22 protein-coding genes and 6 pseudogenes are annotated in these 25,106 nt (G+C 34.5%); 4 read left to right on the top strand and 24 right to left on the bottom strand.

All coding sequences use genetic code 11. From position 1 onward, the window contains the following. Nucleotides 1-10: 10 nt before the first annotated feature. The gene (locus ABWU45_RS02675) at nt 11-502 is read right to left on the bottom strand and encodes a Smr/MutS family protein (RefSeq protein ID WP_029237658.1); all 492 of its coding nucleotides are present in this window, start codon (nt 500-502) and stop codon (nt 11-13) included. Nucleotides 503-594: 92 nt separating this feature from the next. On the opposite strand from ABWU45_RS02675, the gene rlmB reads away from it, so the two are divergent. Beyond that, nucleotides 595-1,362: a 23S rRNA (guanosine(2251)-2'-O)-methyltransferase RlmB gene (gene rlmB / locus ABWU45_RS02680; RefSeq protein ID WP_264682622.1), complete on the top strand. Its 768-nt coding sequence runs from the start codon at nt 595-597 to the stop codon at nt 1,360-1,362. On the opposite strand, the gene ABWU45_RS02685 is transcribed toward rlmB, so the two are convergent. The 17 genes and pseudogenes from ABWU45_RS02685 to ABWU45_RS02765 form a co-directional block, all read right to left on the bottom strand. After that, on the bottom strand, nt 1,321-3,057 hold the full coding sequence (locus tag ABWU45_RS02685; RefSeq protein WP_353278915.1) for a recombinase family protein: 1,737 nt from the start codon (nt 3,055-3,057) through the stop codon (nt 1,321-1,323). The two genes, rlmB and ABWU45_RS02685, sit on opposite strands and share 42 nt — an antisense overlap. Next, on the bottom strand, nt 2,972-3,277 hold the full coding sequence (locus ABWU45_RS02690) for a hypothetical protein (RefSeq protein ID WP_353278917.1): 306 nt from the start codon (nt 3,275-3,277) through the stop codon (nt 2,972-2,974). The genes ABWU45_RS02685 and ABWU45_RS02690 overlap by 86 nt, the downstream gene beginning before the upstream one ends. Nucleotides 3,278-3,292: 15 nt before the next feature. Next, nucleotides 3,293-3,808, bottom strand: coding sequence for an ankyrin repeat domain-containing protein (locus tag ABWU45_RS02695; protein WP_353278919.1), 516 nt, complete (start codon nt 3,806-3,808; stop codon nt 3,293-3,295). 29 nt (nt 3,809-3,837) lie between these two features. Further along, nucleotides 3,838-4,545 (bottom strand): ankyrin repeat domain-containing protein, encoded by a 708-nt coding sequence (locus ABWU45_RS02700; RefSeq protein WP_353278921.1) that lies wholly within the window; start codon nt 4,543-4,545, stop codon nt 3,838-3,840. Between the two features lie 168 nt (nt 4,546-4,713). Then, nucleotides 4,714-5,874 (bottom strand): phage tail protein, encoded by a 1,161-nt coding sequence (locus tag ABWU45_RS02705; RefSeq protein ID WP_353278923.1) that lies wholly within the window; start codon nt 5,872-5,874, stop codon nt 4,714-4,716. Beyond that, nucleotides 5,874-6,674 carry a baseplate J/gp47 family protein gene (locus ABWU45_RS02710; RefSeq protein ID WP_353278925.1) on the bottom strand — a complete coding sequence of 267 codons (801 nt, stop codon included), beginning with the start codon at nt 6,672-6,674 and terminating at the stop codon, nt 5,874-5,876. Before ABWU45_RS02710 ends, ABWU45_RS02705 begins: the two co-directional genes overlap by 1 nt. A gap of 2 nt (nt 6,675-6,676) precedes the next feature. Further along, entirely contained in the window at nt 6,677-7,012 is a 336-nt protein-coding gene (locus ABWU45_RS02715) for a GPW/gp25 family protein (RefSeq protein ID WP_015588269.1), read from the bottom strand. Between the two features lie 2 nt (nt 7,013-7,014). Then, nucleotides 7,015-7,269 (bottom strand): PAAR domain-containing protein, encoded by a 255-nt coding sequence (locus tag ABWU45_RS02720; RefSeq protein ID WP_015588268.1) that lies wholly within the window; start codon nt 7,267-7,269, stop codon nt 7,015-7,017. Next, nucleotides 7,266-7,730 carry a phage baseplate assembly protein V gene (locus tag ABWU45_RS02725; RefSeq protein ID WP_015588267.1) on the bottom strand — a complete coding sequence of 155 codons (465 nt, stop codon included), beginning with the start codon at nt 7,728-7,730 and terminating at the stop codon, nt 7,266-7,268. Before ABWU45_RS02725 ends, ABWU45_RS02720 begins: the two co-directional genes overlap by 4 nt. Further along, on the bottom strand, nt 7,717-8,199 hold the full coding sequence (locus ABWU45_RS02730) for a hypothetical protein (RefSeq protein ID WP_015588266.1): 483 nt from the start codon (nt 8,197-8,199) through the stop codon (nt 7,717-7,719). The genes ABWU45_RS02725 and ABWU45_RS02730 overlap by 14 nt, the downstream gene beginning before the upstream one ends. A 9-nt stretch (nt 8,200-8,208) precedes the next feature. Further along, nucleotides 8,209-8,689 (bottom strand): annotated as a pseudogene (locus tag ABWU45_RS02735) (phage tail protein). Further along, nucleotides 8,679-8,987, bottom strand: a complete 309-nt coding sequence (locus ABWU45_RS02740; protein WP_353278927.1) for a hypothetical protein — start codon at nt 8,985-8,987, stop codon at nt 8,679-8,681. Before ABWU45_RS02740 ends, ABWU45_RS02735 begins: the two are co-directional and overlap by 11 nt. A gap of 97 nt (nt 8,988-9,084) precedes the next feature. After that, a pseudogene (locus ABWU45_RS02745) lies at nt 9,085-10,089 on the bottom strand (major capsid protein). Nucleotides 10,090-10,114: 25 nt separating this feature from the next. Then, nucleotides 10,115-10,486 carry a head decoration protein gene (locus ABWU45_RS02750; RefSeq protein WP_353278929.1) on the bottom strand — a complete coding sequence of 124 codons (372 nt, stop codon included), beginning with the start codon at nt 10,484-10,486 and terminating at the stop codon, nt 10,115-10,117. Between the two features lie 67 nt (nt 10,487-10,553). After that, the gene (locus ABWU45_RS02755) at nt 10,554-11,588 is read right to left on the bottom strand and encodes a S49 family peptidase (RefSeq protein WP_353279067.1); all 1,035 of its coding nucleotides are present in this window, start codon (nt 11,586-11,588) and stop codon (nt 10,554-10,556) included. Continuing rightward, nucleotides 11,588-12,322, bottom strand: a pseudogene (locus ABWU45_RS02760) (phage portal protein); the annotation flags it as partial. The gene ABWU45_RS02755 and the pseudogene ABWU45_RS02760, both read right to left, overlap by 1 nt. A 21-nt stretch (nt 12,323-12,343) precedes the next feature. Next, nucleotides 12,344-12,969: pseudogene (locus ABWU45_RS02765) on the bottom strand (IS66 family transposase). Nucleotides 12,970-13,076: 107 nt separating this feature from the next. Here ABWU45_RS02765 and ABWU45_RS02770 point away from each other — a divergent pair. Next, nucleotides 13,077-13,379, top strand: a pseudogene (locus ABWU45_RS02770) (transposase); the annotation flags it as partial. A gap of 667 nt (nt 13,380-14,046) precedes the next feature. Here the strand turns inward: ABWU45_RS02770 and ABWU45_RS02775 are convergent. Both ABWU45_RS02775 and ABWU45_RS02780 read right to left on the bottom strand, forming a co-directional pair. Continuing rightward, nucleotides 14,047-16,137, bottom strand: a complete 2,091-nt coding sequence (locus ABWU45_RS02775; RefSeq protein WP_353278931.1) for a hypothetical protein — start codon at nt 16,135-16,137, stop codon at nt 14,047-14,049. Nucleotides 16,138-16,145: 8 nt separating this feature from the next. After that, a complete protein-coding gene (locus ABWU45_RS02780; protein WP_077188281.1) occupies nt 16,146-17,618 on the bottom strand; it encodes a hypothetical protein in 1,473 nt (490 codons plus the stop codon). A 408-nt stretch (nt 17,619-18,026) separates the two neighbouring features. Here ABWU45_RS02780 and ABWU45_RS02785 point away from each other — a divergent pair, with 408 nt between their 5' ends. Further along, nucleotides 18,027-18,926 (top strand): DMT family transporter, encoded by a 900-nt coding sequence (locus ABWU45_RS02785; protein ID WP_353278933.1) that lies wholly within the window; start codon nt 18,027-18,029, stop codon nt 18,924-18,926. A gap of 116 nt (nt 18,927-19,042) precedes the next feature. Here the strand turns inward: ABWU45_RS02785 and ABWU45_RS02790 are convergent, their stop codons facing one another. Further along, nucleotides 19,043-20,368, bottom strand: a complete 1,326-nt coding sequence (locus ABWU45_RS02790; RefSeq protein WP_353278934.1) for an IS4 family transposase — start codon at nt 20,366-20,368, stop codon at nt 19,043-19,045. 100 nt (nt 20,369-20,468) lie between these two features. Between ABWU45_RS02790 and ABWU45_RS02795 the strand changes: the two are divergent. Then, nucleotides 20,469-21,713: pseudogene (locus ABWU45_RS02795) on the top strand (UDP-glucose dehydrogenase family protein); the annotation flags it as partial. A gap of 17 nt (nt 21,714-21,730) precedes the next feature. On the opposite strand, the gene ABWU45_RS02800 reads toward ABWU45_RS02795, so the two are convergent. From ABWU45_RS02800 to ABWU45_RS02810, 3 genes are all read right to left on the bottom strand, one after another. Further along, on the bottom strand, nt 21,731-22,876 hold the full coding sequence (locus ABWU45_RS02800; RefSeq protein ID WP_353278268.1) for an MFS transporter: 1,146 nt from the start codon (nt 22,874-22,876) through the stop codon (nt 21,731-21,733). Between the two features lie 140 nt (nt 22,877-23,016). After that, nucleotides 23,017-24,060: a threonine aldolase family protein gene (locus ABWU45_RS02805; RefSeq protein ID WP_353278267.1), complete on the bottom strand. Its 1,044-nt coding sequence runs from the start codon at nt 24,058-24,060 to the stop codon at nt 23,017-23,019. Further along, nucleotides 24,057-25,106, bottom strand: coding sequence for a threonine aldolase family protein (locus tag ABWU45_RS02810; RefSeq protein WP_151807617.1), 1,050 nt, complete (start codon nt 25,104-25,106; stop codon nt 24,057-24,059). The genes ABWU45_RS02805 and ABWU45_RS02810 overlap by 4 nt, the downstream gene beginning before the upstream one ends.

A 25,106-nucleotide genomic window follows, 5' to 3' on the forward strand; every position in this document is an offset into this window, starting at 1 on the left:
TACTCTAAAATTAACCTTTATTTCTTCTTAATAAGACATAAAAAGCTCCTTTGCCACCATGTTTTTTTATGGCTTGCTGATAGTATAAGATCATATTTCGAACTTTTGTATCATTCAACCACTTATTTAAGCTATTCTTTATAGTGTCTATTTTATCTGTACTATTACCATGCCCCGTAATTACCAATAAGCACCTATTCCTTGCTTGATAATTTTTGATAATAAAATCTATCAATTTACAATAAGCATCATCTATACTATAGCCATGCAAATCGAGTTTATCGCTTATAAAATATTTGCCCCTATCGATCTTTAATTTTGTATTGTAGTCAAGACAAAATGATGAATCACCATTATCAGTATTAAGAAAATTTTCTTGTAAGCCAGAGATACCTTTATCAATCATAGATTTTATATTTACTTTGTGATCAACTTTCAAAGTAACTTTTCCACATTCTATTGGCTTAACATTTTTTTGCCAATCTAACTCATCATCTGACATAAATTCATTAATTGAACTGCATAATTTTACAACAATATATAAACACAGTAAAATATTGCTTACTCTATAAAAATCTGATTTTTAATAATGAGATGAAATCATCAAAAGCTAATGAAAACTGTTGGATATATGGAAAGCACACTTGTATTTCAGCATTAAGAAACAAAAATAGGCGGTGTATAGAACTGTTAGTAACAGAAAATTTCTACAGAGAATTTGAGAAAGAAATTAAACAATGTGCAGATAGTAAGGGCATTAAAGCTCGACTGGTAGAGAACAAAATGTTCAATGATGTTTTACCCAAAGGTGTAAATCACCAAGGAATTGCTTTAAAAGTTACTCCTATTTTTCACAGCTTAAATATTGAAGAAATAGCTGAAAGATCAGGTGAAAACTCTACTATAGTCATTTTAGATCAAATTACTGATACACACAATATAGGTTCGATTTTAAGAACCTCAGCTTGTTTCAACATTGATGCATTGGTTTTACCACATCACCATTCGCCGGGCGAAAATGCATCTATCGCAAAAGCAGCAAGTGGAGCACTGGATATTGTCCCTCTAATATACGTTACAAACATAGTAAAGACGATGGAGTCTTTAAAAAAGATAGGCTACTGGTGTTATGGGTTTGATTGCAATGCAAAGGAAAATATAGATGAAATAAAGAATTTTGGGCAAAAAAGAGTAATTGTTTTTGGTTCTGAAGAGAAAGGAATGCGGAGACTAGTTAAAGAAAATTGTGATTATCTTTTAAAAATCCCAATGTCAAACGTAATTAACAGTCTAAATGTTTCAAACGCAGCAGCAATAGGACTATATTCCATTTACATTAAAACAAAAATCGCTGGAAATTAGTTGCAATGAAAAATATACTTCTTGCCTGTTATCAAGACCGTTGGAATCTAGAAAAAAGAATGCCATTTTAGCTTCACATGCACAGCTGGAAGATGTCATCCCAGTGCGTGACACTGGAATCCCGATACAATGTTGAACACTTTTTTTTTGCCTTTCTAGGGCAAGTTCTTTCAATCGAAACACTATATGCACGTTATCATCATCAATTTCAATGCGTTGAACTAATTTTCTTATTATATTAAGTTTAGTTTCATGATCTGCTTGATTAAGTTCTGATTCAATCTCAGAGGAAAGATTTTCTATGCTACTTGTGATAAAATCTAATTCCTTCTTTAGCCTCTTTTCATCACTCACTTCTTCCTTTTGGTCTCTGATTCCTTTTAACTCCTTTTCCATTGCTTCAACTTCTGCATCATACTTTTCCTTCGTTATATGACCTCGTGCATATACATAAGCTAATCTTTCGATACCTTGTTCTATTTTATCTGCACGTTTTTCAAGCTCATCGTTTGTTTGCTTATTTTCATATTTTAAAAGTCTAACCTTAGTCATTGCCTCTGGTTCTTTGAGTACCATCTTCACTTCTTCCCATACTACCTCTTCTAGTATATCTGCGCGTATTGATTTGCTGCTACATACCCTATTCCCACCAAAACGGTTTGCATCTGTTCCAGGGCATCGATAGTAACTTCTTCCTCCCTTAACATTACTCATTCCATAATAAGTGTATTTACAACATTGACATACCATTAACCCTTGTAATAAGTATTTTCTTCCACTTCTTTGCATTCTTGCTCTTTTTCTATTTTCAGATAGCTGTTCTTGTACTATGTCAAACAACTCCTCTTCAACTATATTTGGTATTTCTATATGAATCCAATTCTTTTTCTCAGTTTGATAAATGGAGTAACTTTTTTTCCTCACCTTCCATATTGCTCTCACTTCCTTTTTTATTGGACCTACATTCGTTTTACCAAATGCTGCTTGTCCTTTGTACGCTGGATTTCTCAATATTCTACACACTGTACCTGGATGCCAATTTCTTCTGCCCTTTGGAGTAGTAATACATCTCTCTTTTAGCCTTCTTGCAGTTTCTTTTAAGCTCACTCTTTCTTGACCTACCCACTCAAACAGTTTACGTACTACTTCTGCTTCCTCTTCATCAATTTCAAATTTTGCCTTTTCTCTATCTACATGCTTTATATAGCGGTAACCATAAGGTGCGTTTCCCATTACACTTACACATCCTTTCCTCGCTGAATGAAGCTTTCCTCTTCGACTCCTTTCCATTATCTTTGCGCATTCGTATTCTGAAATTAATCCTTGTACTCCTAACAGTAATTTTGACTCTGGATTATTTTCAGTCTTATAATTTAAAAATATTACTTCTGCTCCTTCTTTCTCAAACTCTTCAAGTAATATCATTTGATGTGAAGATTTCCTTGATAATCGATCAGGTGAATGAATGTAAATTTTATCAACTTGACCTTCTCCTACTTTATCGCGTAATTCATCTAAACCTTCTCGTTTTAAATTCCATCCACTAAAGCCATTGTCCTTAAATTTATTTTCACTTAACAACTTATGTCCATCTGTAGCAATTCTACGCTCAAGCTCTACAACTTGGCTCTCTATTGTATTGTTCTGCTCTTGTTTCCTCGATGAAACTCTTGCATATAAGGCTACTGTTGTCATTTCTTTCAATCTCCTTCTTATTTAAAAATTCCTTTTTCTTTCTTTCCATCAATCGTTTTAGTAGTATTCCATAAGCATCTGATAAACACTTATCTGATAACTTACTTGGTTCATAATGACGATGAATAGTAAGTATTCTTTCTCGCACGTTTTTCTCCTGTAAAATTTCCTCATAGGTTAGGCTGTTCCTATTTCCATAAATCCTTGTGAAAAAGACCAATTATTACACTGCTACCTATGCTTGTCTTTTCTTCCAGCCATTTCTCTCAACTCTTCCTTTGCTGTTGCTAAACAATTTTTCTATTCTGTCCGTTTCTTTCTTCAATATTTCGGTTATCTCTTTGCTATAATCCATCGCTGTCATTCCAAATTTATCTGCTTGCTCTATTTCTCCTCCAGCTTTTACTAGTTCTTTCACTATTTCTCTTTCACCTACCATACATGCAAGGTGCAATGGAGTGCATTTACTTCCATACTCCTCAGCATTTACATTCGCTCCTGATTTTATCAATTCTCTCACGGTTTCTAGGCTTTTCTCCGTTACCGCTAGGTGCAGTGCTGTATACCCTCCTACATCTGCTGCATTCACATTCGCTCCTTTTTCAACTAATAATCTCACTGTTTTTGCGTCTACTGCGTAATGTAGAACTGTTCTGCCCTTTTCGTCTCTTTCATAAACACTTTTAAATGAGTTCTCTAATAATTCTTTTGCTGACTTATTAAATGCCTCTTTTTTACCGAGCTTTACCATAACTTACCCCACCTTTTCTTTGACCTTCTTTAAGCCTTCCTTCTCACCACCTCATCTATCATTTCATTTACTTGGCTCATTATCTTGCTTGCTAAATTTCGACATTCTTCCTTTATTAGCGACTTGTCTCTCTTCCTTATTTCTTCGATCTCTATTATTTTTAACTCCGGTAAATAGCTTCCATCCAACATAGATACTATTTCTCCCACTAGCCTCTCTATTCCATAGCACGTCAGTTCTCTACTTTTTGTTATTCCTCCCTGTTCTCTGAGAAATTTACTTGCCTTTTCACTTTCTTTGCTATCACATAGACAATACTTTTCACTTTCCCAGATGTAATACATTGGTGTTGCACCATACTTATTTAGTTGATTAACTTCAGCTCCTGCCTTTACTAGCTCTTTTATTATTTCAACTCCTGCTCCTATTTTGCATGCAGAGTGCAGTGGCGTACATCCACCGATATATTGAGTGGCATTTACTTCTGCTCCTTCCCTTAGCAGCACTTTTACATTTTCTAAGCTTTTTGCAAATACTGCACAGTGTAGTGGTGTATAACCATTTTTATCTCTTGCATTTACCTCTGCCCCTTTTTTTATTAATAACCTCACTGTTGTGTAATCGGAGATTTCTACTGCTTGATGCAAGATCGTCTCTCCTTCTTCATTTCTTTTATTAATGTTTTTAAACCCGTTACTTGATACTTCTTTAAAAAACTTACTCTTGCTAAAACTCATTTCATACCTCACAAAATTAGCTTTTCTAGCGCCAGACAAATTTCTTATATTTACCTGCTGCTATTCAAGTCATGTCCTTTTTAGCATGAGAAAGCAAGTCCTTTTCTTTTTATTTCATACACTTTTACCTATTATTAATATAATATATGAGGATCTAAATATAAGTGCTTAACTTATTATAGATATTATTCGACTATCTTTCCAACTTCTGTGCAAATGTCGATGTTCGTGCCACTTCAGTACTCCCGGGTAAAATACTAAAATGTGCTTTTCTAATTCGTGTATTGAGTCTTTTTGCTCTGAATCTAAATCGTTTTTATAGTAAACGTTGTGTTCTGCTAAAACATATTTTCTGACCTTCTGATCTGTATAATTTTCTACTTTATAGTTGTGAGTAACGCTAAATCTTTCTAAAATTGGCTTGTGTTTTAAATTCCAATATTGCCCTGAAAGTTTATCGCTTCCCAATACAAATTTATTTCCTCTTTCTTCTACGCTACTAACTGGAAAGCACGTATTTATGTCTCCTAAATCCCAACTGTCTGATAATACTATCTGCGCTTTTGCAAATTTAATCGATGGTAATAAACTCTGTGGTAATGGATATAGTGCTTTTAAGTTGTACCACAAATGATTTCTTTCATAAATACCGTTATAATTCTTTGTGTGAGGCTCTGTTTCTCCAAGGATTGCTACATCTAGGCGATATATATCATTGCTTAAAGCTCGTTCATAATGATCGCGTAGATAGTTTTCTATAATCCTAATAACTGGACCACTAGACCTGAAAAAATTTACTCTTCCAAATGATAACACTGGTCCATCTTTTTCTATTTTTACCCCTGAATAATCAGAAAGAAGATCTCCAAATAAACTCTCATCCAATATAAATCTCTGCACATTATAATAATCGTTAAAAATCCTCATCAACCTCGATCTTACAGGCAGTGATAGTTTTGCCAGCTCTACTACTGCATCTACGAAGAAGTCATTTAGTACCTCTTTTATCCCTACTTGCAACTCAAAAAAGTGTTTACCGGGTGGTTCTTCGATGATTGTAATGTCTTCTATATTTGCCCACTTGAGTGCTATTTTAAGTGATTTAGGTGTTCCTCGCAGTCTTTGAAATTTTACTCCTTCTACTACTGCTTTTCTTCTATCTTTTACCCAGCGTAGTATTTCTTCTAAACCATATTCTTCTATTATCCACGGCAATGTTTCTTCTTCCAATCTAAATTTAAATCCTCTAATACAGCTTGGATCAACCTTATAATCTATCGCATCTACTAGCGCTTTTTCCTGTTTTGTTGCATTTGGTGGCAATAACATTAATTCAACTCAATCTTTAAATTTTTCAAATTTGCAGATTCATTTCCCAGAACCACAACATCCTCTCTTGGCTCGATCAATTCCACATTTTCTACACCATCTACAAATAGATTCGCTATTATCCATGATCTTGTTACACTCCACCCTAATCTTTTTACTAATTCAAACTTCTTAATAAACTGCTTCTTGATTTCTTCCTCTGATATTACAGGACTCATGCTCATTCTGCTGTGAATATCTATTTCCGTAATATTGCAACCAATTACTGTTATCGTATCTGTTAAAACCCTTATATCATCTCTAGTAACCTGCTTTTTTACAATTTCTAGTAGTTCTTCTGACACTATGCCAGTTGTGGATAATTGTGTTGATAAGATTGAAATTTGTACTTTCCCTGGTATAGGTGATTCTACTAATGCATCTTTTACTCTACTATCTGCTGACAGTGCCTGATAACGATAATACTCTTTACTTCCTCCTGTACTCCAGCCTTTTATTTTTGCTTTTATTCTTTTTCTAAATCGTTCGTCCTCTTCTTCTTTTTCTCTCTCTACTCCATAAAATTCAGCTAAATTACCAAGATCTTCTCCCGTTGCAAATTTTAGTAAATTACTTTTTACAGCTTCATTTATTCTTTCTCTGAGTAACAACTCTCTCCATGCTGCCACCTCCAGAATCTTTATCGCTGGATCACTTTCAACTAATGCTGTAAAACTTGTGTCTCGATTTACTAACTCTTCTTTCATTCTCGAAAATATTTCCTCATAGCTTAGTTTTTCAATAATATTAGATGTTTGCATTTCTAAACAACTACTCCACTAATATTTATGAACTTGCCTTCTGAAAGATACATACCTTCAAGTACAAGAGTCATTTTTCCTTCTTTAGCTTCAGCAATCTTTACTTTTTCTAACTTAAATCTCTTCTCAAATTTCCCCAGTGCTTCTGCTGTTGCTGCATAGATCTTCAAAGTAAAATCTCTACTGATTGGTTTATCCACTAATTCAAATAATCTTGAGCCATAATCTCTCCTCATTATTCTACTGTTAATAGGAGTGGTCAGTATATCAATTATCGACTGCTTTAAGTGCTCTATTCCTTCTAACGTTTTTCCTGTTTTAGCATCCATACCCTTCATTTCTATTTTGCAAAGACGCTTTCACTGCCTTTTATTACTTTAAACCCACATGAAACTATATCTCCTACTCTTCCTACACCAAGACCATTTGCAAACACTGTTTTTGATCCTTCAGTTAATGCTCTTCCTTCACTAAAACTGTCTCCTTGTCTACACATTGACTTACCGTTTACAAAAACATTATTACTTCCGCTAATGCAGAAATGTGGTATAGCTTCTCCACAGTAGTCTCCTAACCTCACTATTCCTTTGTTCAATTTAAGTCGATCCTTTCTGCTTTCAGTTTTATTCCACTTTTTGTCATTTCTATGCTCGATTCCCCAGCTTTCAGTGTTATTTTATCTACTACTTCAATCTCTAAATGATGTTTTTCCTTATCATATAACAATCTTGTTCCATCTTGAAACTTCACACTATTTATTTCTTTTTTATTCTCTGGTGCAGGGTATTTTTCCTGATATATTCCTCCTAATACCACTCCTAATGATAGTTCACCAAGAGGAGAAAATATCATAACCTGTTCATCAATATCTGGCGGAGACCAATCTCTATCTTTTCCTGCTTTACTTGTTATCCACGGTAAATAATCTGTTAAAAATTCTCCTATTTTCACTCTTACTTTTGCTTTTTCATAATCTATTTCTTTTACAATTCCTATACGAATAACGTTTGCTAGCTTCCTATTCAGCTCTGAAATCGCAAAACTATGATCCAACATTTATATTTCCTACGTTTATTGTATGTGGTTTAATTTTCCCCTCTTCCCATACTGATTTACCTAAATGAAGCTGATGACTCCAATCAACCATCCACACTAAATATGCATCGAGCTCTGGCCTAAATCCGTCAATTTCCGCAGAGATAAATTCTCCTGGTGAAACATTTTCCACATTCCAAGTATTTTTATTTACTACTCTCGCAACCTCAGCAGCTAATGTTCTAACAACTACCGAGGAATCCTCTACTGTTCCATCAACTACAATCCTCGCCTCAAACCTGGCTTTCAATGCTAATTCATCAGTACCTGCATCTTTACCTGGTTCTAAACTTGTTAGTTCTACAAACACCGCTGGCGCTACTAATTCTTTCCTTATTGCTGGATAAATTTCACATGTCTGTATAGCCAGTATTTCTTCCTTCAGTGTGCTGCAAATTGCTTTATGTAAATCTTTCCAGAACTTTGTCATGCATATAATTTAACTCATGTAATGTATAAAATATTTTTCAAATACCTTTTCAACTTCATAATTAACAAGATTCCCTATTATCCTTGAAGCCTCAGGTTCGAGTGGCAACTTAACTTCCTTTATTGGCAATGCTGCCCTTCCTTCACGTTTAAACATACCGCTATTTCCTTTTGGCATAACTGCTGCAAATCCTCCTATAAACTCATGCTTTCCTACTTTCGATCCTCTTCTTGTTTTTTGTATTTTGCCAATTGTCGATGCTCTAATGTCGTAGAGATTTGCTCTAATTAACACTGCTTGTTTTTGCCTTAAAAATTCTTAATCTCTTTCTTATCAAACTTAATTTTATCTTCTTTTCTTCACTGATTTCCTTAGCTGCTTGTGATTTTAGCCATATTGCTGTTTTGTTTAATACGCTCACCGTCACTTTTTCCACTTTTTTCCTTTCAGCATCTATACTTTGTATAATACTACCGGTGTTAATACGCATCTGACGCTCGAATTTTCCATACCATTCCTGAATTATCTTGCAGCGGTGGAGAATATACTTTATATTTACGGTCACCTATAACAAAAATATCTCCTACAATTGGCTGCAGTACATCAAACGCACTTATTTCCAACACTAAAGTTTCTCCTACAAATTGCCCTTCACCAATCTCGTATAATTTATCTGGCTCTTGCTTTAACACCTGTACCATATATGACTTATCCTTTGATTTATATAAAGCCACTTCTCCTAAATGGGCAAAACAATCTTCTAATAATCGCTTAATATTCTCTTGCATATTTCTTTTTGATATACTAACCTTTACATGCTAAGAAAGCGCATACCGGTAGAGTCGTTCTGTGCCTCACCACCTTGTAGTTACTCTACCAGTATTGTTATGCTGCAACGATCTTGACCAAAACGGCGGGCGGTGGCACATTGGTAGAGGATTTGACTGCGTATGTAAATCGGTCCCTCTATCAAATCTTCTTGGCTCTTGTTTTGCATAGAGTGGCTGTCCGAGAGTATTCACCGTCTCATTAAAGTCTGCTGGTGCAAAATATGTTGTAAACGTGCTTGCTGTTCCTAGTGGAAAACAGTGCCCTGTATCTTTCTCAATAAATCTTCTAACCGTTCCTTCAGGGTCAGTTGCTTGCCCTCTATATTCCTCAAACGTTATGCCACAAAATGTAAACCCTGACCTCATATCATTTCGAAGTGCTGCTCCTTCTTGCCATCTTTCATATGCTTCTTTTACTTTTGCATGAGAAGTTAGTGCATCAAAAAACTCAGGGCTTACCAAGGCATGAATTCCAGTCATATATTCACCACTTAGGTTATCTTCTATATGCCGCAATACTTCCAGACACTTACGTTTTACATCAGTTGTTGCTGTTCCAAGGGCAAAATTTACTACTTTTGGTGTTATTTCAAATTCGTTGTACAGATTTAATAATTCTGACCCATCAGCATCTAAAATTATTCCCTTCAGCGCTCCCATTCGCAAATGCTCTAATGGTTATTGCATGTTTGTTTCTCATTAGCTGTAAATGGTCAGTTATTACGTCTGCTAGCGCTTTAAGTTCACTTTCTGATCCAAATGCCCTTATTCCCTGTACTTCCTCTGGTAACACTACATCATCATGCGGAATATGTGGAATCGTAAATGTTCTTACCTTTCTTTTTCCTCTTTTTCCTACTGTTGCTGGTGCTCCTGGAACTTGCGTTGGTAGTAAACTTAAAACTCCGTTATGTTCTTCTATGGTAATATGTCTAAATCTTACTGACCTATTTGGAAATAAATTTAAATTTTCAACCCGTCCATAATTTATCGGCAATATATTCATCGCATTTGTTAGTGCCGTCATGCTAAATGCTGTATTTGTAAATGGATTTTGCATTTTTTATTTTCCCCCTTTTGTGTTTTTAATAGTTTTTTAAGCTCCCTTGCGGATCTCGTGCTTCAAGTTGCTTTATTGCTGCAGCTTTCTGCTCTTCAGTGATATTTGCTGGCCACACAACCGCATGATCTGCTAGTATTGCACAACGAGTAATAATTACTGCTTTAGCATTTTCTGTCGCATTTACATCACTTACTACTGCACCTATCGCTGTTTGTGTACCATCTGTGGCAGTTGGATTTATTATCTTAACCATGCTATCTTTATCGAGAGCCACTACTGTACCAAGCTTTAGGTTCTGCCCTTTTGCTACTGTTATCTGATCTCTTGAATATAGACTTGATGCCTCATACTTTAATAAGTCACCCAGATTATTTTGTTCGCTTATACAACTCATAAATTTCTCTCCTTAACTGCTTACCGCCGCTTTTATCAATGCTATATACGGCGGTTATAAAAATACTTTAACTCCTACGACTTTTCGCTACCTGCATCATCAATTCTTCTCCTGAATTCTGTGGTATTGCACTCAGTATCTCTGTCTTCTTTGTTCTCTCTGCAAGTAATTCCATTAAAACTTCCCTAGCTTGCTCAACACTTACACTTTGCTCAATAAATTCTCCTATCTTTTCTGGCATCTTCGATAAATTACATAAACGTATTAATTCAAGAACTTCAGTACGATACTTGGTTAAATTATCAGTTTCTAGGTCATTTGTAGTTTGTTCATTCATAGTAATACTCCTGTTTTTATTAATAGATGAAAGAATTGTCATTCCGTCTGCAAGGCCTATTTCTACTGCTTTCTCCCCAAAATATAGCCCTGCCTCTGTTGATCGAATCTTTTCAATTGAAAGACCTCTGTTCCTTGCTATTAGCTGCAAAAACATTTCATATAGTCGGTCTACTTCTTTTTGTAAGCTTCCCAGACTTTCAGACGTCATTGGCTCATGTGGGTTTAAATCATTCTTTCGACTACCAGCAAAGATTGTGGTGTACTTAACACCTTGCTTTTCATCAAATCTACTTTGATCTATATGACTTGCTATTACTCCAATACTGCCAACACCAGAAGTTCTGCTCACAAATACCTTCTCAGCGCTTGAAGCTATAGCATATGCAGCAGAGTATGCATCATCATTTGCTATCGCTATTATCCTCTTTTTTGCTCTTGATTCATAAATAAAGTCAGCTAGGTCAAATATACCGTTTACCTCTCCTCCGGGGCTATCTATTTCCAGCATAATTGTCTCTATGCTACTATCTGCTAATGCTTGTTTGATTTGTTCTTCTATTTGCTCATATGATGTCATCCCGAGCATTTCATCAAACGCACCTGGTTTTTTAGTCAAGATTCCATGTATTGCTATAATTGCAGTTCTTTCTACGTTACTTTTGATGGAGTGCTTTATGTTTTTAAACGTGGGATGTTTTTGATTGTTTAATGACAATAGCTCAAAACTCCTTGGTTCAAGAATTAATGGTTTTCCTAAGAGCATCATAATCCTTTACAATCAGAGTCAAACATTAAGTTGAGACTATTTGCACGTTTTTGATCTTCTGCTATTTCTTGATCTATTTCTTCAACATCGTAACCCATTTCTGATACTACTTCCGATCGACTCTTAAATCTATTCCTTACTGCCATTTGCTGCGATTGCTGGTCTTTCAGTGGATCCACCCAATCAAATCCCTGTGGTATCCATTTTACTTCTTCTTTCGCTGCTTTTACTACTTTTTCATCTATACTCAGTTCTCCACAAAACACTGCTAATTCTAGCCATCTATTCCAAATAGGTCTACAAAACTGGAACACTATCACGTTATGCTGTAACATTGCGCACCTTCTGCGAAACTCTATCAACCCTGCCCGAATGGATGAATAATTAACGCTTGTTAAATCTCCTGTTAGCTGCTCATATGTTATTCCTGTACCTATTGCTATTGCCCTCAGTTGCTGTCTCATAAACGCTTCATAACTTCCTCCAACATCTGATGGCTCTGAAAATTTTATGTCCTCTCCTGGGTCTAAAAGCTGCATTGTTCCAGGTTCCAGGCCAGATAGTGCTACTCCTTGCTCACTTGCTTCACCTTCTCCCATGATATTTGCTTCTGGATCAAGTCTCGTAATAAATCCAGCAAACATTGCTGCAGTTTTCTTTCTCACCAGCTCTGCATCATCATATTGATCAAGCTCATAAAGCTTCAGCAGTATATTAGAAAGCCAAGGCTCGTATCCGTTCAGAGGTGTGGCTTAAGAGACAATAGATAGAAGGTTTTGAAATGGATTTAACTTTTTTTGCCTCCAAGTGAGATACAACGAAATTATCCGCTCAAGGAATCTATTCCCTCGCTCTGACTGTGCAAAATATGAATTCTTACGATAGACAACATAATGCCGTATTTGTCGCTCAACATGATTATTCGTTAATGGAATATTCTCTGGATCATCCAAAAATGTCCACATCATTGGCTCGGATTTTATAATACCCTTTACCGTTCGTGAAGCTCCTAAGGCTTAATTTTTGGGAGATCAACATTCTGGTGAATATAGGGTTTGTTGCATACTGCAATTTCTCCACCACATTCACAAGTATCATGTAATCTTACTCTAATTACTTCATCTGCTTCCATTTTTATCCGATAATTTCCTTTATGACCAACTTGACCCCCTATCTTCCTGCCACCCTCTGACTTATCTTCTGGTGTGTCTTTTTTTATTTTGTACAGCTCTTTTGAACTTGGTAAAGATGAATTCCTTGAGTTCAAGCCAAGTCTCTCTCTTAGTTCAGCATTCTCTATTTCTAAGATTTTATTTTTTTCTTCAAGCTTTGCTACTTTTTGCTCTAAGTTTTTACATAACTCTACAATACTGATCAACAATTGAAGCATCTAGCCTTACCTTACTATCAACATTTTCTGTTATTATTACTTTGATATGTTATGTCAATTCTTTTTTATCCTTACCATACCTCTGAACGGATACAGGTAAACCTGAGATTTTTAATAGTGATCAAGGGGTGCAGTTTACTAGCTACAACTTTATTATGGAATTAGAGCGTGCTAATATTAAAATCAGTATGGACCATAAAGGACGTTGCTTCGACAATATATTTGTTGAGCGCTTATGGAGAACTTTAAAGCAAGAAGCTATATATTATTATAGACCAAATAGTATCAGAGATTTGAATCTTATAATAAACGATTTTGTTGCTTGGTATAACTATAGAAGGCGACATCAGACTCTACATTATAAAGTTCCTGCTGATCTCTATTATCATAAACAGTAAATGAATATATTCATAAATACTTTAAATATGTGTCGACGTATTTATCAACATATTCATTTTAAAAATCGGATCACTTTGAAAAAAATGGTCTAGACAAATGGGTGCATTATAATGTATAACAATGTTACAAAAAATAATATCATAGAATTCAGTAGGATAATTCCTAGAAAACCCCTACATACTAAAAAAAGCAAAATGCTGTTAAAATGAGCTTAAGAATAAATAGCAAACATCTAACATAACAATTCTATTTGTAAATCAGGTGAGGCTTATCCTATAGAAAGCTTTCGAACTACGCAAGCGTATCTTTTGCCTTTAGTATTTCTTTATTGTTTAAGACAACTGTCTGAGCTCCTCTGCCTTAGCATTATATCTCCACTTTCTGCAAGTTATTCCATTAAGTAGTAAAAATATTAGACTTGCCGCAAAACTAAGAAAAAAAGACCAAAGATAGAGCAGATTGAACTTACAGTAAAAATAGAACAAAAAAACTCCAACAATAAATTATACAAACTTCATCAGGTTAACTTTAACTTAAGAAAACATAAATCAAATTTTCTTGCTCAAAGACCTTGCTTTTTCTCCAACCTTACTCAAACGTACTCTAGCTTAATGCATAATTTTACCCATAAACAACCTTATCTTTGGTACTTTTATTAGTTACAAGTCATCTAGAAAACCCAGATGCTCTACGAAGCCCACCAATCAATATCAGATCCTGCTCTTGTCCTACAGCATTTAATATAGCGTATAACAAAACCATCGCATCTCCCCCAGTAATACGCTTGCATCCTCCACAAAATTCGTATTCACTTAACTGTCGATTTGCCTCCACCCTTTTTCGTTCAACTTGTTCTGCGGTGTTAGCATACTTCAACTCTATTCCAATTGGATGAGTATCATCATTTTCCGCAGATTTTGATAATACTAGGTCTATTTTCCTTCCTCTCTGTAGCTGGAACTCAATAATTACCTTGGCAGGATTATCGCAACTTTGAAATATCCCACGCAACAAAGCCTGAAATTTAGCTTCATTGTTCACGAGTAGACGGTTTCCATTTAATAACGGAGACAACAGACGAGAAATCTCATTAAATAAAACTTCATACCTAGCCCTGTACTCACCATTAACATTACCATCATTACCAAAATTAGGCTCAGCACTCATCAACTGATCTGCAAGTTGATGTAAATTCCTAACATTACCCATTTGTTCTGAAAACCTTCCCTCGAAATAACCTTCACTATGAGAACGTGAGTAAGCACGTAGTGATTCGAATTTCTTTGCAGAAGCCACTTCCAGATGACCCTGGACATCTACTTCACAAAGTACTTGACGAACCTTAGCATCATCTGTGGCTTGAGGCAGTAACGACAGGTTCAATGCCTTGTCTGGTAAAGTCTGCCACTTTAAACGACGAAAAATGTGAAGCACAACAAAACCAATATTTGATAAAAATAGAGCTAAAGTTAACGCATGGCTTACAATATCTGCTGCATCTCCCCTACCACCTGTACGTTTCATTTTCTCTCCCTGAGAGTGGTTAAATAGATACTTGGTAACCCTTACCTCCCGCCCATCATTTGTTTCTAAGTCCCTCCTTGTAGATAAAACATTTCCAAAAACAAACGATGACGTACAGGAAAAAGTGTTACAATGAGGCGATTGAGTGAACTCTGATGCTATGGGTTGTAAAAAACGTTTTACATTTCCCCTAACTCCATTTCCATGAGGATGTAGTAAACCCGGTATTAAGGAAAGACCACCTTCTGAAAAGGCCTGCACAGAAGTTCGGAGACCAGCACCTCCACGTAATTGAAAATTTAACGCTACACAAACAGCACTTGGTGATGAGGTATGAATAGGCAAAGACGAAACAGAACAACTTTTAGCATAATCTTTAGCTTGCTCTAATCCTTCCTCATCACCAACCTTCAACTCAATTATAATTGGAACCGAATCATTTGTCTGATCAACACCACGAACAAGCAAAACAACATCTGCATAACCTTTTCCTATAAGTAGCTCTGGGTAGAAATCAGCCACAGCTCGGTATCTAAAATTTACTAAAAACCCACACAGAAAACCGTGGTAATCAGACTCTGCACGAAACACTAAGCTATCTTCATGTTCATCATGGATATCAATAACATATTCCAAAATTCTTTTAACATTAGTACGCACTTCTCCTGTATCATCATTTGCCAACTCACTCATCAGGTCTAACAATTCACCTTGTTCTCTGATTGGGTTAATTTCATGAAAAATTGGAGCTCCAGGTTCATCACGTTGAGGAAATCTATCTATTTCATGAATAAACCTACATTCTTCTCCAAACCGAAATATTTTATACTCTTCCCAATCCAGATCCTCATCTTCCTGTAATTCTTGTGGAAGATTCTCTTCTACCTGCTGCTTCTCTTCTGCACTAAACCTTGACCCAGGGCTGTTCTCATTATCAGCAACAGTATAACACCTGACTATTCTTCTATTTTCTTTATTAGTGAGAACAGCAACTTTTAGATTTCCATAATTGTCAAAACGAAAATAGACTCTTTCATCTTCAACTAATATACCTGAATCATGTGCAGTAGAAAACATACCAAAAAAGAATGTAGGAAAAAAGCCAGGCTTATTAGCCGAATGCAAAAAAGATGGACAATTGTTTAAAAAACCTACAAATTGTCTACTAAACTCATCACAACCTCCACTTAATAAAGCCCTAACTAATTCACGATCTTCATTATTACCATGCATAAATACTCCTATTTGTTAACAACTGCAGCAGGCGAAATACTAACATTAGTACCCACTAACGTAGATTGAGGACCTTCAGTGCTAGCAGAGAATAAATTCAAATTTCTCGCTGACTTACACAACTCTTCTATTAAATTGCAGGAGCTAGTTGCATCTATCATCTTAGAATTCCTTGTTTTATCTAAACTATTTGCTATCCTCTCTTTTAATGATTTAAAGCTTTTGTCTGAACAACAATCTTTAGCAAACTTTAAAATACTCAAGACCAAATCAACTTTTTCACCATCGCCAGCACTTTGAGTATCCTTGCTGTTCTCCTGATCTACAATCAAATTTGAAATTGCATTTTCCATTGCAACAAAAGCAATCCTATCTTTAAAAGGATCGACAACATTTATTTTATTTTGGTTAAATACACTAGATTCCCAAAGACTGCTAATAGCTGACCTTGCTTCATTCCTGTTATCCAAGTCATAATCTTTAGAAACTACAACAAATGAAAGCGATGAGAGAAGATGTGCATATCCTCTAGGTGAAAGCATTTTCTCTACTTCAGATCTTGAACATCCCTCGCTCAAGTACTGGATAACATACTTAGTTGTGCAAAGAAAACCGTGCTCTACTAAGTAACTAAGAGGACGATAGATCACACCCCTATCTTTCTTATTCGGTAGCCCAAGTAGTGACTTATGATCTACTTTTGCGCTTATGACTTTACCTAGAAGGGAACTTAAGGTAGAAGCAAGTTTATAGCTAGATTGCAATGGAGATAATTTTGCAATAGCAGAAACTAGCAATTTTTCTCTCTCTTCTTTCACTAATTTTTCTTCAGAACACAGACGATTATAGAAGTGTTCCACTCCCTTACTCCACTTGAAATCTACAGCCTTATTAAATCCATCTTCTGCTTCTATATTTTCTCTAAGGTTACCTGATTCTTGATCAATCCAGAAATTGAAAACAGGATCACGTCTTCCCATGGAACTTAACAATTCAACTCTTGCAAGCTTATCACTGCAAGCTAAATTCCTATCTTCCTCACATGCACCTTTATGAGATAAGTCAGATCTAAAAGACTCTAACGCCTTGTCAAATAATTGCTTAATTTCACTCTCTACACACTCAATACATGCTATTTTATATATAGCAAATGGATTCAACACACCTGATTTAGCTAATTCTCCTACCAATTTAGCAACATCTAGTGTCGCACCTGACCAACAAGATTCATCACGAAACGCATTACATAAGAGGTCCGATTGCTCAACGGTTAGACCCTCTACTGTTACAGGGTGAGCCTTGACCCATTCCTCAATAGCTGAAGTTCTATCACCTTTAACAACATCCTTCAGCTTACTTATTACTTTGCTAGAGATAATCTCTTTATTTTTTTTAGGATCAGAACTGAGACGAGATCTTTTGCTTGGGCCTGCATTACCCTTCAAATCTTCCGTTCCACGTTTAGTTTTACTTTTTGGCATCTAATTACCTCAAAATCAAATATTCAATGAAGGTATTATACAAGCATTAGAATAATATATAAATCGAAAAATTAGTGTGCACCTAAATTTAAGCAGTAATTATAGACCTGCTGCAAAAGAGGAGATATTAAAGAGAGATGTAGCAAGAGGGAATGAGCTTAAATTATCAAATTAACGTTATTCTACTTTACCTCACTAGCATTTTCCTTACCTTGAGCCTTACTATTACTCACAAATATAAACGTTCGTTACATAGCTCTTAATATGTCTAAAGAGACGAAATTTCCCGAATTATTTATAATGAACCCTTACGATCACATTCTGGGGACGTACATCAGAAAACTTTTATATTATTAGTTTTGTAGTAAAATTATATGAGTACATCGTATCTATTAAATCAGAAGCTTTATGGATTACAGAATGAGAGCTTATTTGTTTGGGGTTATCTGGTTTATACTTAGCTTACTTAGTAGTGTAGCTAATGATACTATATCAAAATATCTAAGTTTACATCTTCAGAGTTTTGAAATAATTTTTTTCCGCTTTCTGTTTACCACTATTACCCTTGTACCTTTTATGTTTTACTATGGAATAGAAACTTTTAAAACAAGTCAAATATCTACTCAAATAACCAGGGGTGGATTGTTGTTTTGTGGAATGACCTTATGGACTTACGGGTTGACTGTTTTCCCCATAGTAACTGCAACGATTATAAGTTTTTCTATACCATTATTTGTTATACTTCTTGCAATCCCTTTGCTAAACGAAAATATAATTTGGCAAAGATGGATAGTAACTGTTATTGGCTTTGTTGGTATTGCTATTACTACCAAAGCTCATAGTGAAGATTTTAATCCTAAAATTCTTATTTTTATTGTATCTGCATTGATCTTTGCTATATTAGATATACTTAATAAGAAACTTGTAATAAAAGAGTCAGTAATAAGTATGTTATTTTATTCAGCTCTAACGACAACTATTTTTTCTACTCCACCTTTGTTATTTTATTGGCATATGCCTTCCTTGTTGGAATTAATATTACTGCTGATTCTGGGAATTAATTCAAATCTAATTTTGCTCTTTATGTTAAAAGCTTTTACTCTTACTGATGCTACTGCACTTGCACCTTATAGGTACATAGAGCTAATAATTTCTGCAATAGTAACATACGTTATATTTAATGAATTACCTGATAAAAGTGCTTTATATGGTACTTTGATATTAATACCTTCAACCTTATTTATAATTTATTCGGAAGGTAAGGCAATTAAGCAAAATAATGTAACAACAAAAGTTTATAATTGTTAATGGTATTTATTTAAGCTACATTTTTAAGGTGATAGTAAAATGCACATAACTATTATAGGAGTAGGGTATGTAGGCTTAGTATCTGGTACAATGTTATCGGAGCCATACGCGTCAAGTTAAGAGATTGTGAGCAAATTTAGAGAGGTTAAAGTGGATACTCTAGCCCTTCTACGTTTGTCTTTTAATGAAAATCGCGACCAAGTTATAGTGAGTTTTTTAAGAAATGCTTTTAAACTATTAATTTTGGTTAATACTAAAAATAACTCTCTAACCCGCCTTTTTAGCTCAATAAATGCCTTTGTTAAGCTAAGTTCTGTATTCTTTTTCACTTCTGTGCAACCAACCATGCCGTGAAATATAAGAATTGCGCACAATTTAGCATATAGTTCACATAATACTCTGCATGGCTTTCCTTTTAGCTTATCAAGCCTGATATGGCTTTTATACAATTTAAATAATAACTCAATTTGCCACCTTACTCTGTAAATCGTTAATACTTGCTCAGCACTAATTTTATTTTCTGGAACATTAGTTATAAATATTGACCAGTTCAACAATTTTTGATTTCTTTTAGAGGATGTATATCCCTGCGATCTTGCTAATCTATTAGCTTTCCTTCTTCTGGCCATAGACTGTTCTTCAGTTAGTTTCTGACATATAATTCTTACTCTAATTTTTGCTTCTTTTCCTAACAATACCTCGTTTTCTAAAAATAACTTATCCTCTAAACATTCTAATAACTCCATTTTTTGATTTGTTTCTACATCATATATGTTGGTATCGGATTTATAACGACTTATGAAATAAGCTCCTATTTCATTGATTTGTTTAAAAGAACTTGGCACAAAATAACCGAGATCAGATATTAGCAAATCATTGCTTAATATATTACTTAAATGTTTCCTATATCCCTGGTCTGATCTTACTCCCTCCGTTAAATTAAGTTGGTCTATTATCTGATTCATGTAGTCGAAAACTAATTGTAACTTTATTCCATACTTAGTATTGCTTTCATAGCCACTGTAGCTAGTACCATAACCTTTATACATCTCTTCCATACTGTTAGGTAGAGTAATATAGCTACTGTCCAATAATTTAACACTATTAAATTGCTGTAAGATTTTGCAATCAACTTGCAAGATATTTTTAAAGAGAATCACAGATTCATTATACATCCTTTTCATAAATTCCACTGCTTCTTCAGTAAATCTAAAATCCAAACCTTGTTTTGTTATATCTATCGAGTCCTCGTTTAGTAATTGACACATTGTTTCTACGCTACAATTATCAACTCCTATATTACCCAAGACCATGGCTTTTACGAATGATGAACCTTTTAGCTTTCTCTTTCTTTTTATAAACCTTGTTGTAATTGAGATTTTCTCTGCTTTTTCATTAAAAAATTCTTTGAGCTTTTTTGATAAGCAAGTTATTTTATTCATTGGTTCTCTCACTAAAAGTATATCTGGGAGAACTTATACCTTATTATTCTATCTCTTTCATACCTTTATTTCCTTAACTTGACGCGTATGGTTATCGGAGCAGGGCCATAAAGTTGATTGCATTGACATAAATACTGAGAAGATTGAACTTTTGAAATCAGGGAAAATTCCTCTATATGAACCTGGATTAGCAGATTATTTAGAGAATAATATAAAGTCACAAAGGATAAGATTTTTCGATTCGTATTTTCAAATAAATCCCAATACAGAAGTAGTATTTATAACTGTAGATACTCCATCAGACTCCCTAGGAAATGCAAATTTAAAGAATGTATATAATGCAGTAAGTGAAGTTTCTGAGAGAGTTAATCAAGATTGCTTAATAGTGATAAAGTCAACTGTTCCTCCTGGTACTGCAGAAAATATATATAATTATTTATCTAATAAGGGCTATAACTTTGATTTGGGGGTTAATCCAGAGTTTCTCAAGCAAGGCTCTGCAGTATCAGATTTTTTATACCCAGATAGGATAATAATAGGAGTAAAAACTAATCTAGCTAGGGCAAAACTAGAAGTTATATATAAATCATTTATAGATAAGAATATTCCGTTAATAGTCACTGATACAGTTACTGCTGAAATGATTAAATATGCTTCTAATGCTTTTCTAGCAACAAAGGTTGCTTTTATCAATGAGATGGCAGGTTTATGTGAGCTATTAGGAGCAGACATTGACCTTTTATCTAACAGTATGGGAATGGACCATAGAATAGGTAAGGAGTTTCTCAAAGCTGGTCCAGGATTTGGAGGATCATGTTTTCCTAAAGATTTGTCAGCTTTAATAAGGCTTGCTGAAGACCACAATGTTAAGCTACAAATTTTAAATTCAGTTAAAGAATCTAACTATAATCATATAACAAACATTGCTAAAAAGGTAGAATATGTATTAAATGGAGTCCAAAATAAAAAAATAGCGATATGGGGGCTAACTTTTAAGTCTGGTACTGATGATGTAAGAAATAGCCCAGCTATAGATATTGCAAAATTGTTAGTGAATAACAAGGCTAAAATTACTGCATATGACCCAGTAGGGATGGATAATGCTAGGCAAATTCTAAAGGATATAGAGTACGCGGACAGCGCTATAGGAGCTGCAAGAGACGCGGAAGCCTTATTATTATTAACGGAGTGGAAAGAATTTAAAAATCAAGATTTTGCAAGTTTAAAGAGTATTATGGCTGCACCTAATGTTTTTGATTTCCGTAATTTATTAGATAGTGAGCTGTTACTAAGATATGGTTACCATGTTTATTCCTTGGGTAAAAAATCTATCTACAAAGTTTAACTGTTGAGAAATTTTTTTTACACCGCTTTACTTAGTTTTTTTAGATCTTTGCTTGATAGTATGGAAAAGCAAACGAGTGCAACAACAGAGCAAATGGAAAAAAATGAAAACATAATACTGTTACCACAGTGCTTAACAAGCACTCCTAAGAGCACGCATGAAAATATTGAACTTGCAATATACCCAAATAATCCTGTTAAGCTTACAATTGCACATACATTATTTTGTGGAGCAATTTCTACAGCTATAACACCTGTCAGTACTTGCACTCCAAATATAAAGAATCCTGATAAGATTGCACCAAGGTTCATAAGAATTATGTTTTGACCAAAGTTCATTGCAATAAAAGTGAGTGCTATACCCAACATATAAAGTGATGCCAGCAAGCTTCTATTTTGAAAGAAGTACATATCACTAATTCTTCCTGTGATTAAAGTTCCAAGGATTCCACCTAAATCATATACGCCTGTTATTAGTGAGGATTGTACAAGAGAAATTTGTAATTTATCCCTTAAAATTATAGGAAACCAAAAAAAGATTCCCATTTTTATAATATAAGCACAAAAAGTAGCACAACATAGAAACCATATGGAACTTGTTACCTTGATACCTATTTGAGATTTCTGCACCTTATAATAGGTAGTAAAGTTGGCACTTTCTTTGTAATATGCTTTTAATATTATATAAATTCCAAAAAGTAAGCATAAGAGACCAGAGTACAAAAATGCACTTTCTGCATCATATATTTTAATTATACTTGGTAATACAATTAAAGTAATACAAGAACCAAGTTGCTGAGATGCGCTCATAACTCCCCATGATGATGCAATTGAAGAGATGCTAGAGTTTGTAACCATAAACTTGGTAATAGCTGGCCAACCTAACCCTTGTGTCCAAGCTAATAATATTAATGTTAACAGTAATAAAGTTAGATTATTATATGATAAAGTTATACCAATGGTTAATAATCCAGTTGCAATATTGCATAGCCCAAACATAAATAATGGATTATTTTTGGAGTCCATGATTATTCCATTAACGAATTTTGATACTCCATAAAAAAAAGAAAAGCAGGCAAAAAAATAGCTTAATTTTACATGGTCAGTATCTATTAACAGTGGTAGAGCAATTGGTATACTTTGTCTTGATAAATAAAGCAGCATATATCCACAGAAGAATAGCAAATATTGAAAGAAGACAAAGTTCACACCTATTCCCAAATAGCTCTATGCAGATGCTAGCATAATACTATATTGGTATAATATTGTTTGACAAGAAGTTTGCAAACAATTAGTGCAGAAAATTACTTACTTAGTATCTTTCTTATAGCAGATACAGTAATATTAATATCTTCATAGCTTATATCTCTATGTGTTATAGCTCTGATTTTACCTTTGATGTTAGCCATTCTAATTCCATAATTTGTCATTAGTACGTTTATTAATTCTTGAGTAGATATACAATTAGTACGTAATGAAAAATACGCTATATTAGTTTTATACAGGTTGATATCAATTATAACTTGATCTATGGAGTCTAGGCCTTCTATAAGGTGCTGCATCTTTTTATGATCTTCCTCTAAACAATTTACATTATTATGTAGAGCATATAAACATGCAGCTGAAATAATGCCAGCTTGGTGCATACCTCCGCCAATTTGAAACTTATAGTACCAAGCTTTTTCAATAAACTCTTCACTTCCAAGCAATATTGCGCCCATTGGAGCACCTAATCCTTTACTAAAATCAATAAATACCGAATCAAAATAACTTGCATACTCCTTTGGAGATATTTTAGTATGAGCACAAGCGTTGAACAGTCTTGCTCCATCTAAATGAGTGAATACGTCATTCTCTTTGCAGAGACTTGAGATCTCTTGAATATATTCTAAAGGCCACACAGCTCCACCACCAAAATTTGTCGTTTGTTCGATAGAAACAAGCCCAACTCTCGGAATATTTCTTAAACTAGGACGAGTAATAAACTCAACAATTTGTTCTCCAGTAAATATTCCTCTCGTACCTTTGATGGGCAAAGGAGTGGCATGTGCCTGGGCTGCGATCAAGCCAGATTGTACTATGAGAGGATGTGAAGTTTCATCAAGCAGCAAGTAATCACCAGGTCTTTGAATGTGTACTTTATAAGCAATTACATTGGACATCGTTCCTGAAATCAAAAAGATTCCTGCAGGTTTACCTAATATTTTACATGCGGTTGCCACTAATTCGTTTACAGTTGGATCTTCACATGCAGCTTCGTTTCCAACTTTTGCTTTAGCCATTGCTTCCCTCATTTCAACTGAAGGGTCAGTGTTTGAATCGCTAAAGAAATCTATTTTTATTCTCATATTAAATTTAATACAACCTCCTTTATAATTTCAGCAGCTTTCATGATGTCTGTTTCCTTTATGCCAAGGTGGGTAACTGCTCTTATATGAGACTCGAGCCAAGGAAAAAGCAATAAACCATAGGTTTGGCATTTACTCAAGAAAACCTCATTAGTTACATTTAGTGCTTTTATACTAAAGCTTACTATATTAGTTTCTGGATAAGGTAGTATCAGTTTTATGTGTGGAATTTCTTTAATCTTATCTGCAAACAATTTAGCTAGCTTATTATCTTCTTTAAGCCTAGAGATATTATTCTGTAGTACATATTTTGCTGCATTAGCACAATACCCTATCTGATGATAACCACTACCTAGCCAAACCTGTAGCTTTTTAGCCCTTTCAATTATCTCTCTTTTACCCATAAGCATTGAACCAAAAGGAGCGCCAAGTCCTTTAGTAAAAGAAAAGCTCATTGTATCCACATATTTAGCATAATCTGCTAAAGCAATATTTGTTTCGATATGAGCATTAAATATTCTTGCACCGTCTAAATGAAGATTTACATTGTGAGCTTTTAAAAAGTGATATAACTCGACTTGTTTTTCAAAAGGATAAATTTTACCATTAAACCCATTTATACTATTTTCTATAGAAACAAGACTCACCTGAGCAAAAATTTTATACCTCGGCTTAGAATTAATAGCATATTCTACTTCATCAACATCTAAGATTCCGCTATTATTTCTAATACAATTAAATACGATATTATTTACTTTTGCATTGCCTGCGCTATCGAAAAAATTAACGTGATAATTATAATGAGTTATTAGTTCATCACCAGGACTTGTTTGACTGGCAACGGCTAATCTATTTGCAAGCATACCGCTGGTTACAAATAATGCTTCTTCTACTTTGAATAATTGTTTGCAATATTCTGATAAGTCATTACAGCTTTTGTCTTCACCATAAGCAAAATCTCCAACAGTTGCATTACTTATTGCATGTATAACGTTGGAGCTCTGCAGAGTTGTAGTGTCACTTCTCAGATCAATAATTTTTTCCAT

Source organism: Wolbachia endosymbiont (group B) of Longitarsus flavicornis (genome assembly GCF_964028135.1).
In the GTDB taxonomy this organism is placed as follows: Bacteria; Pseudomonadota; Alphaproteobacteria; order Rickettsiales; family Anaplasmataceae; genus Wolbachia.

What these genes read in the sequence shown, in the direction of transcription:
- ABWU45_RS02705 (WP_353278923.1), bottom strand. Translation starts at nt 5,874, where the DNA reads ATGTTATTGCCACCAAATGCAACAAAACAGGAAAAAGCGCTAGTAGAT.
- ABWU45_RS02750 (WP_353278929.1), bottom strand. Translation starts at nt 10,486, where the DNA reads ATGAGTTGTATAAGCGAACAAAATAATCTGGGTGACTTATTAAAGTAT.
- ABWU45_RS02715 (WP_015588269.1), bottom strand. Translation starts at nt 7,012, where the DNA reads ATGAAGGGTATGGATGCTAAAACAGGAAAAACGTTAGAAGGAATAGAG.
- ABWU45_RS02810 (WP_151807617.1), bottom strand. Translation starts at nt 25,106, where the DNA reads ATGGAAAAAATTATTGATCTGAGAAGTGACACTACAACTCTGCAGAGC.
- ABWU45_RS02755 (WP_353279067.1), bottom strand. Translation starts at nt 11,588, where the DNA reads ATGCTCTTAGGAAAACCATTAATTCTTGAACCAAGGAGTTTTGAGCTA.
- ABWU45_RS02775 (WP_353278931.1), bottom strand. Translation starts at nt 16,137, where the DNA reads ATGCATGGTAATAATGAAGATCGTGAATTAGTTAGGGCTTTATTAAGT.
- ABWU45_RS02725 (WP_015588267.1), bottom strand. Translation starts at nt 7,730, where the DNA reads ATGTTGGATCATAGTTTTGCGATTTCAGAGCTGAATAGGAAGCTAGCA.
- ABWU45_RS02790 (WP_353278934.1), bottom strand. Translation starts at nt 20,368, where the DNA reads ATGAATAAAATAACTTGCTTATCAAAAAAGCTCAAAGAATTTTTTAAT.
- ABWU45_RS02685 (WP_353278915.1), bottom strand. Translation starts at nt 3,057, where the DNA reads ATGACAACAGTAGCCTTATATGCAAGAGTTTCATCGAGGAAACAAGAG.
- ABWU45_RS02800 (WP_353278268.1), bottom strand. Translation starts at nt 22,876, where the DNA reads ATGCTGCTTTATTTATCAAGACAAAGTATACCAATTGCTCTACCACTG.
- ABWU45_RS02675 (WP_029237658.1), bottom strand. Translation starts at nt 502, where the DNA reads ATGTCAGATGATGAGTTAGATTGGCAAAAAAATGTTAAGCCAATAGAA.
- ABWU45_RS02780 (WP_077188281.1), bottom strand. Translation starts at nt 17,618, where the DNA reads ATGCCAAAAAGTAAAACTAAACGTGGAACGGAAGATTTGAAGGGTAAT.
- ABWU45_RS02740 (WP_353278927.1), bottom strand. Translation starts at nt 8,987, where the DNA reads ATGCAAGAGAATATTAAGCGATTATTAGAAGATTGTTTTGCCCATTTA.
- ABWU45_RS02785 (WP_353278933.1), top strand. Translation starts at nt 18,027, where the DNA reads ATGGATTACAGAATGAGAGCTTATTTGTTTGGGGTTATCTGGTTTATA.
- ABWU45_RS02805 (WP_353278267.1), bottom strand. Translation starts at nt 24,060, where the DNA reads ATGAGAATAAAAATAGATTTCTTTAGCGATTCAAACACTGACCCTTCA.
- ABWU45_RS02695 (WP_353278919.1), bottom strand. Translation starts at nt 3,808, where the DNA reads ATGGTAAAGCTCGGTAAAAAAGAGGCATTTAATAAGTCAGCAAAAGAA.
- ABWU45_RS02710 (WP_353278925.1), bottom strand. Translation starts at nt 6,674, where the DNA reads ATGCAAACATCTAATATTATTGAAAAACTAAGCTATGAGGAAATATTT.
- ABWU45_RS02730 (WP_015588266.1), bottom strand. Translation starts at nt 8,199, where the DNA reads ATGACAAAGTTCTGGAAAGATTTACATAAAGCAATTTGCAGCACACTG.
- ABWU45_RS02700 (WP_353278921.1), bottom strand. Translation starts at nt 4,545, where the DNA reads ATGAGTTTTAGCAAGAGTAAGTTTTTTAAAGAAGTATCAAGTAACGGG.
- rlmB (WP_264682622.1), top strand. Translation starts at nt 595, where the DNA reads ATGAAATCATCAAAAGCTAATGAAAACTGTTGGATATATGGAAAGCAC.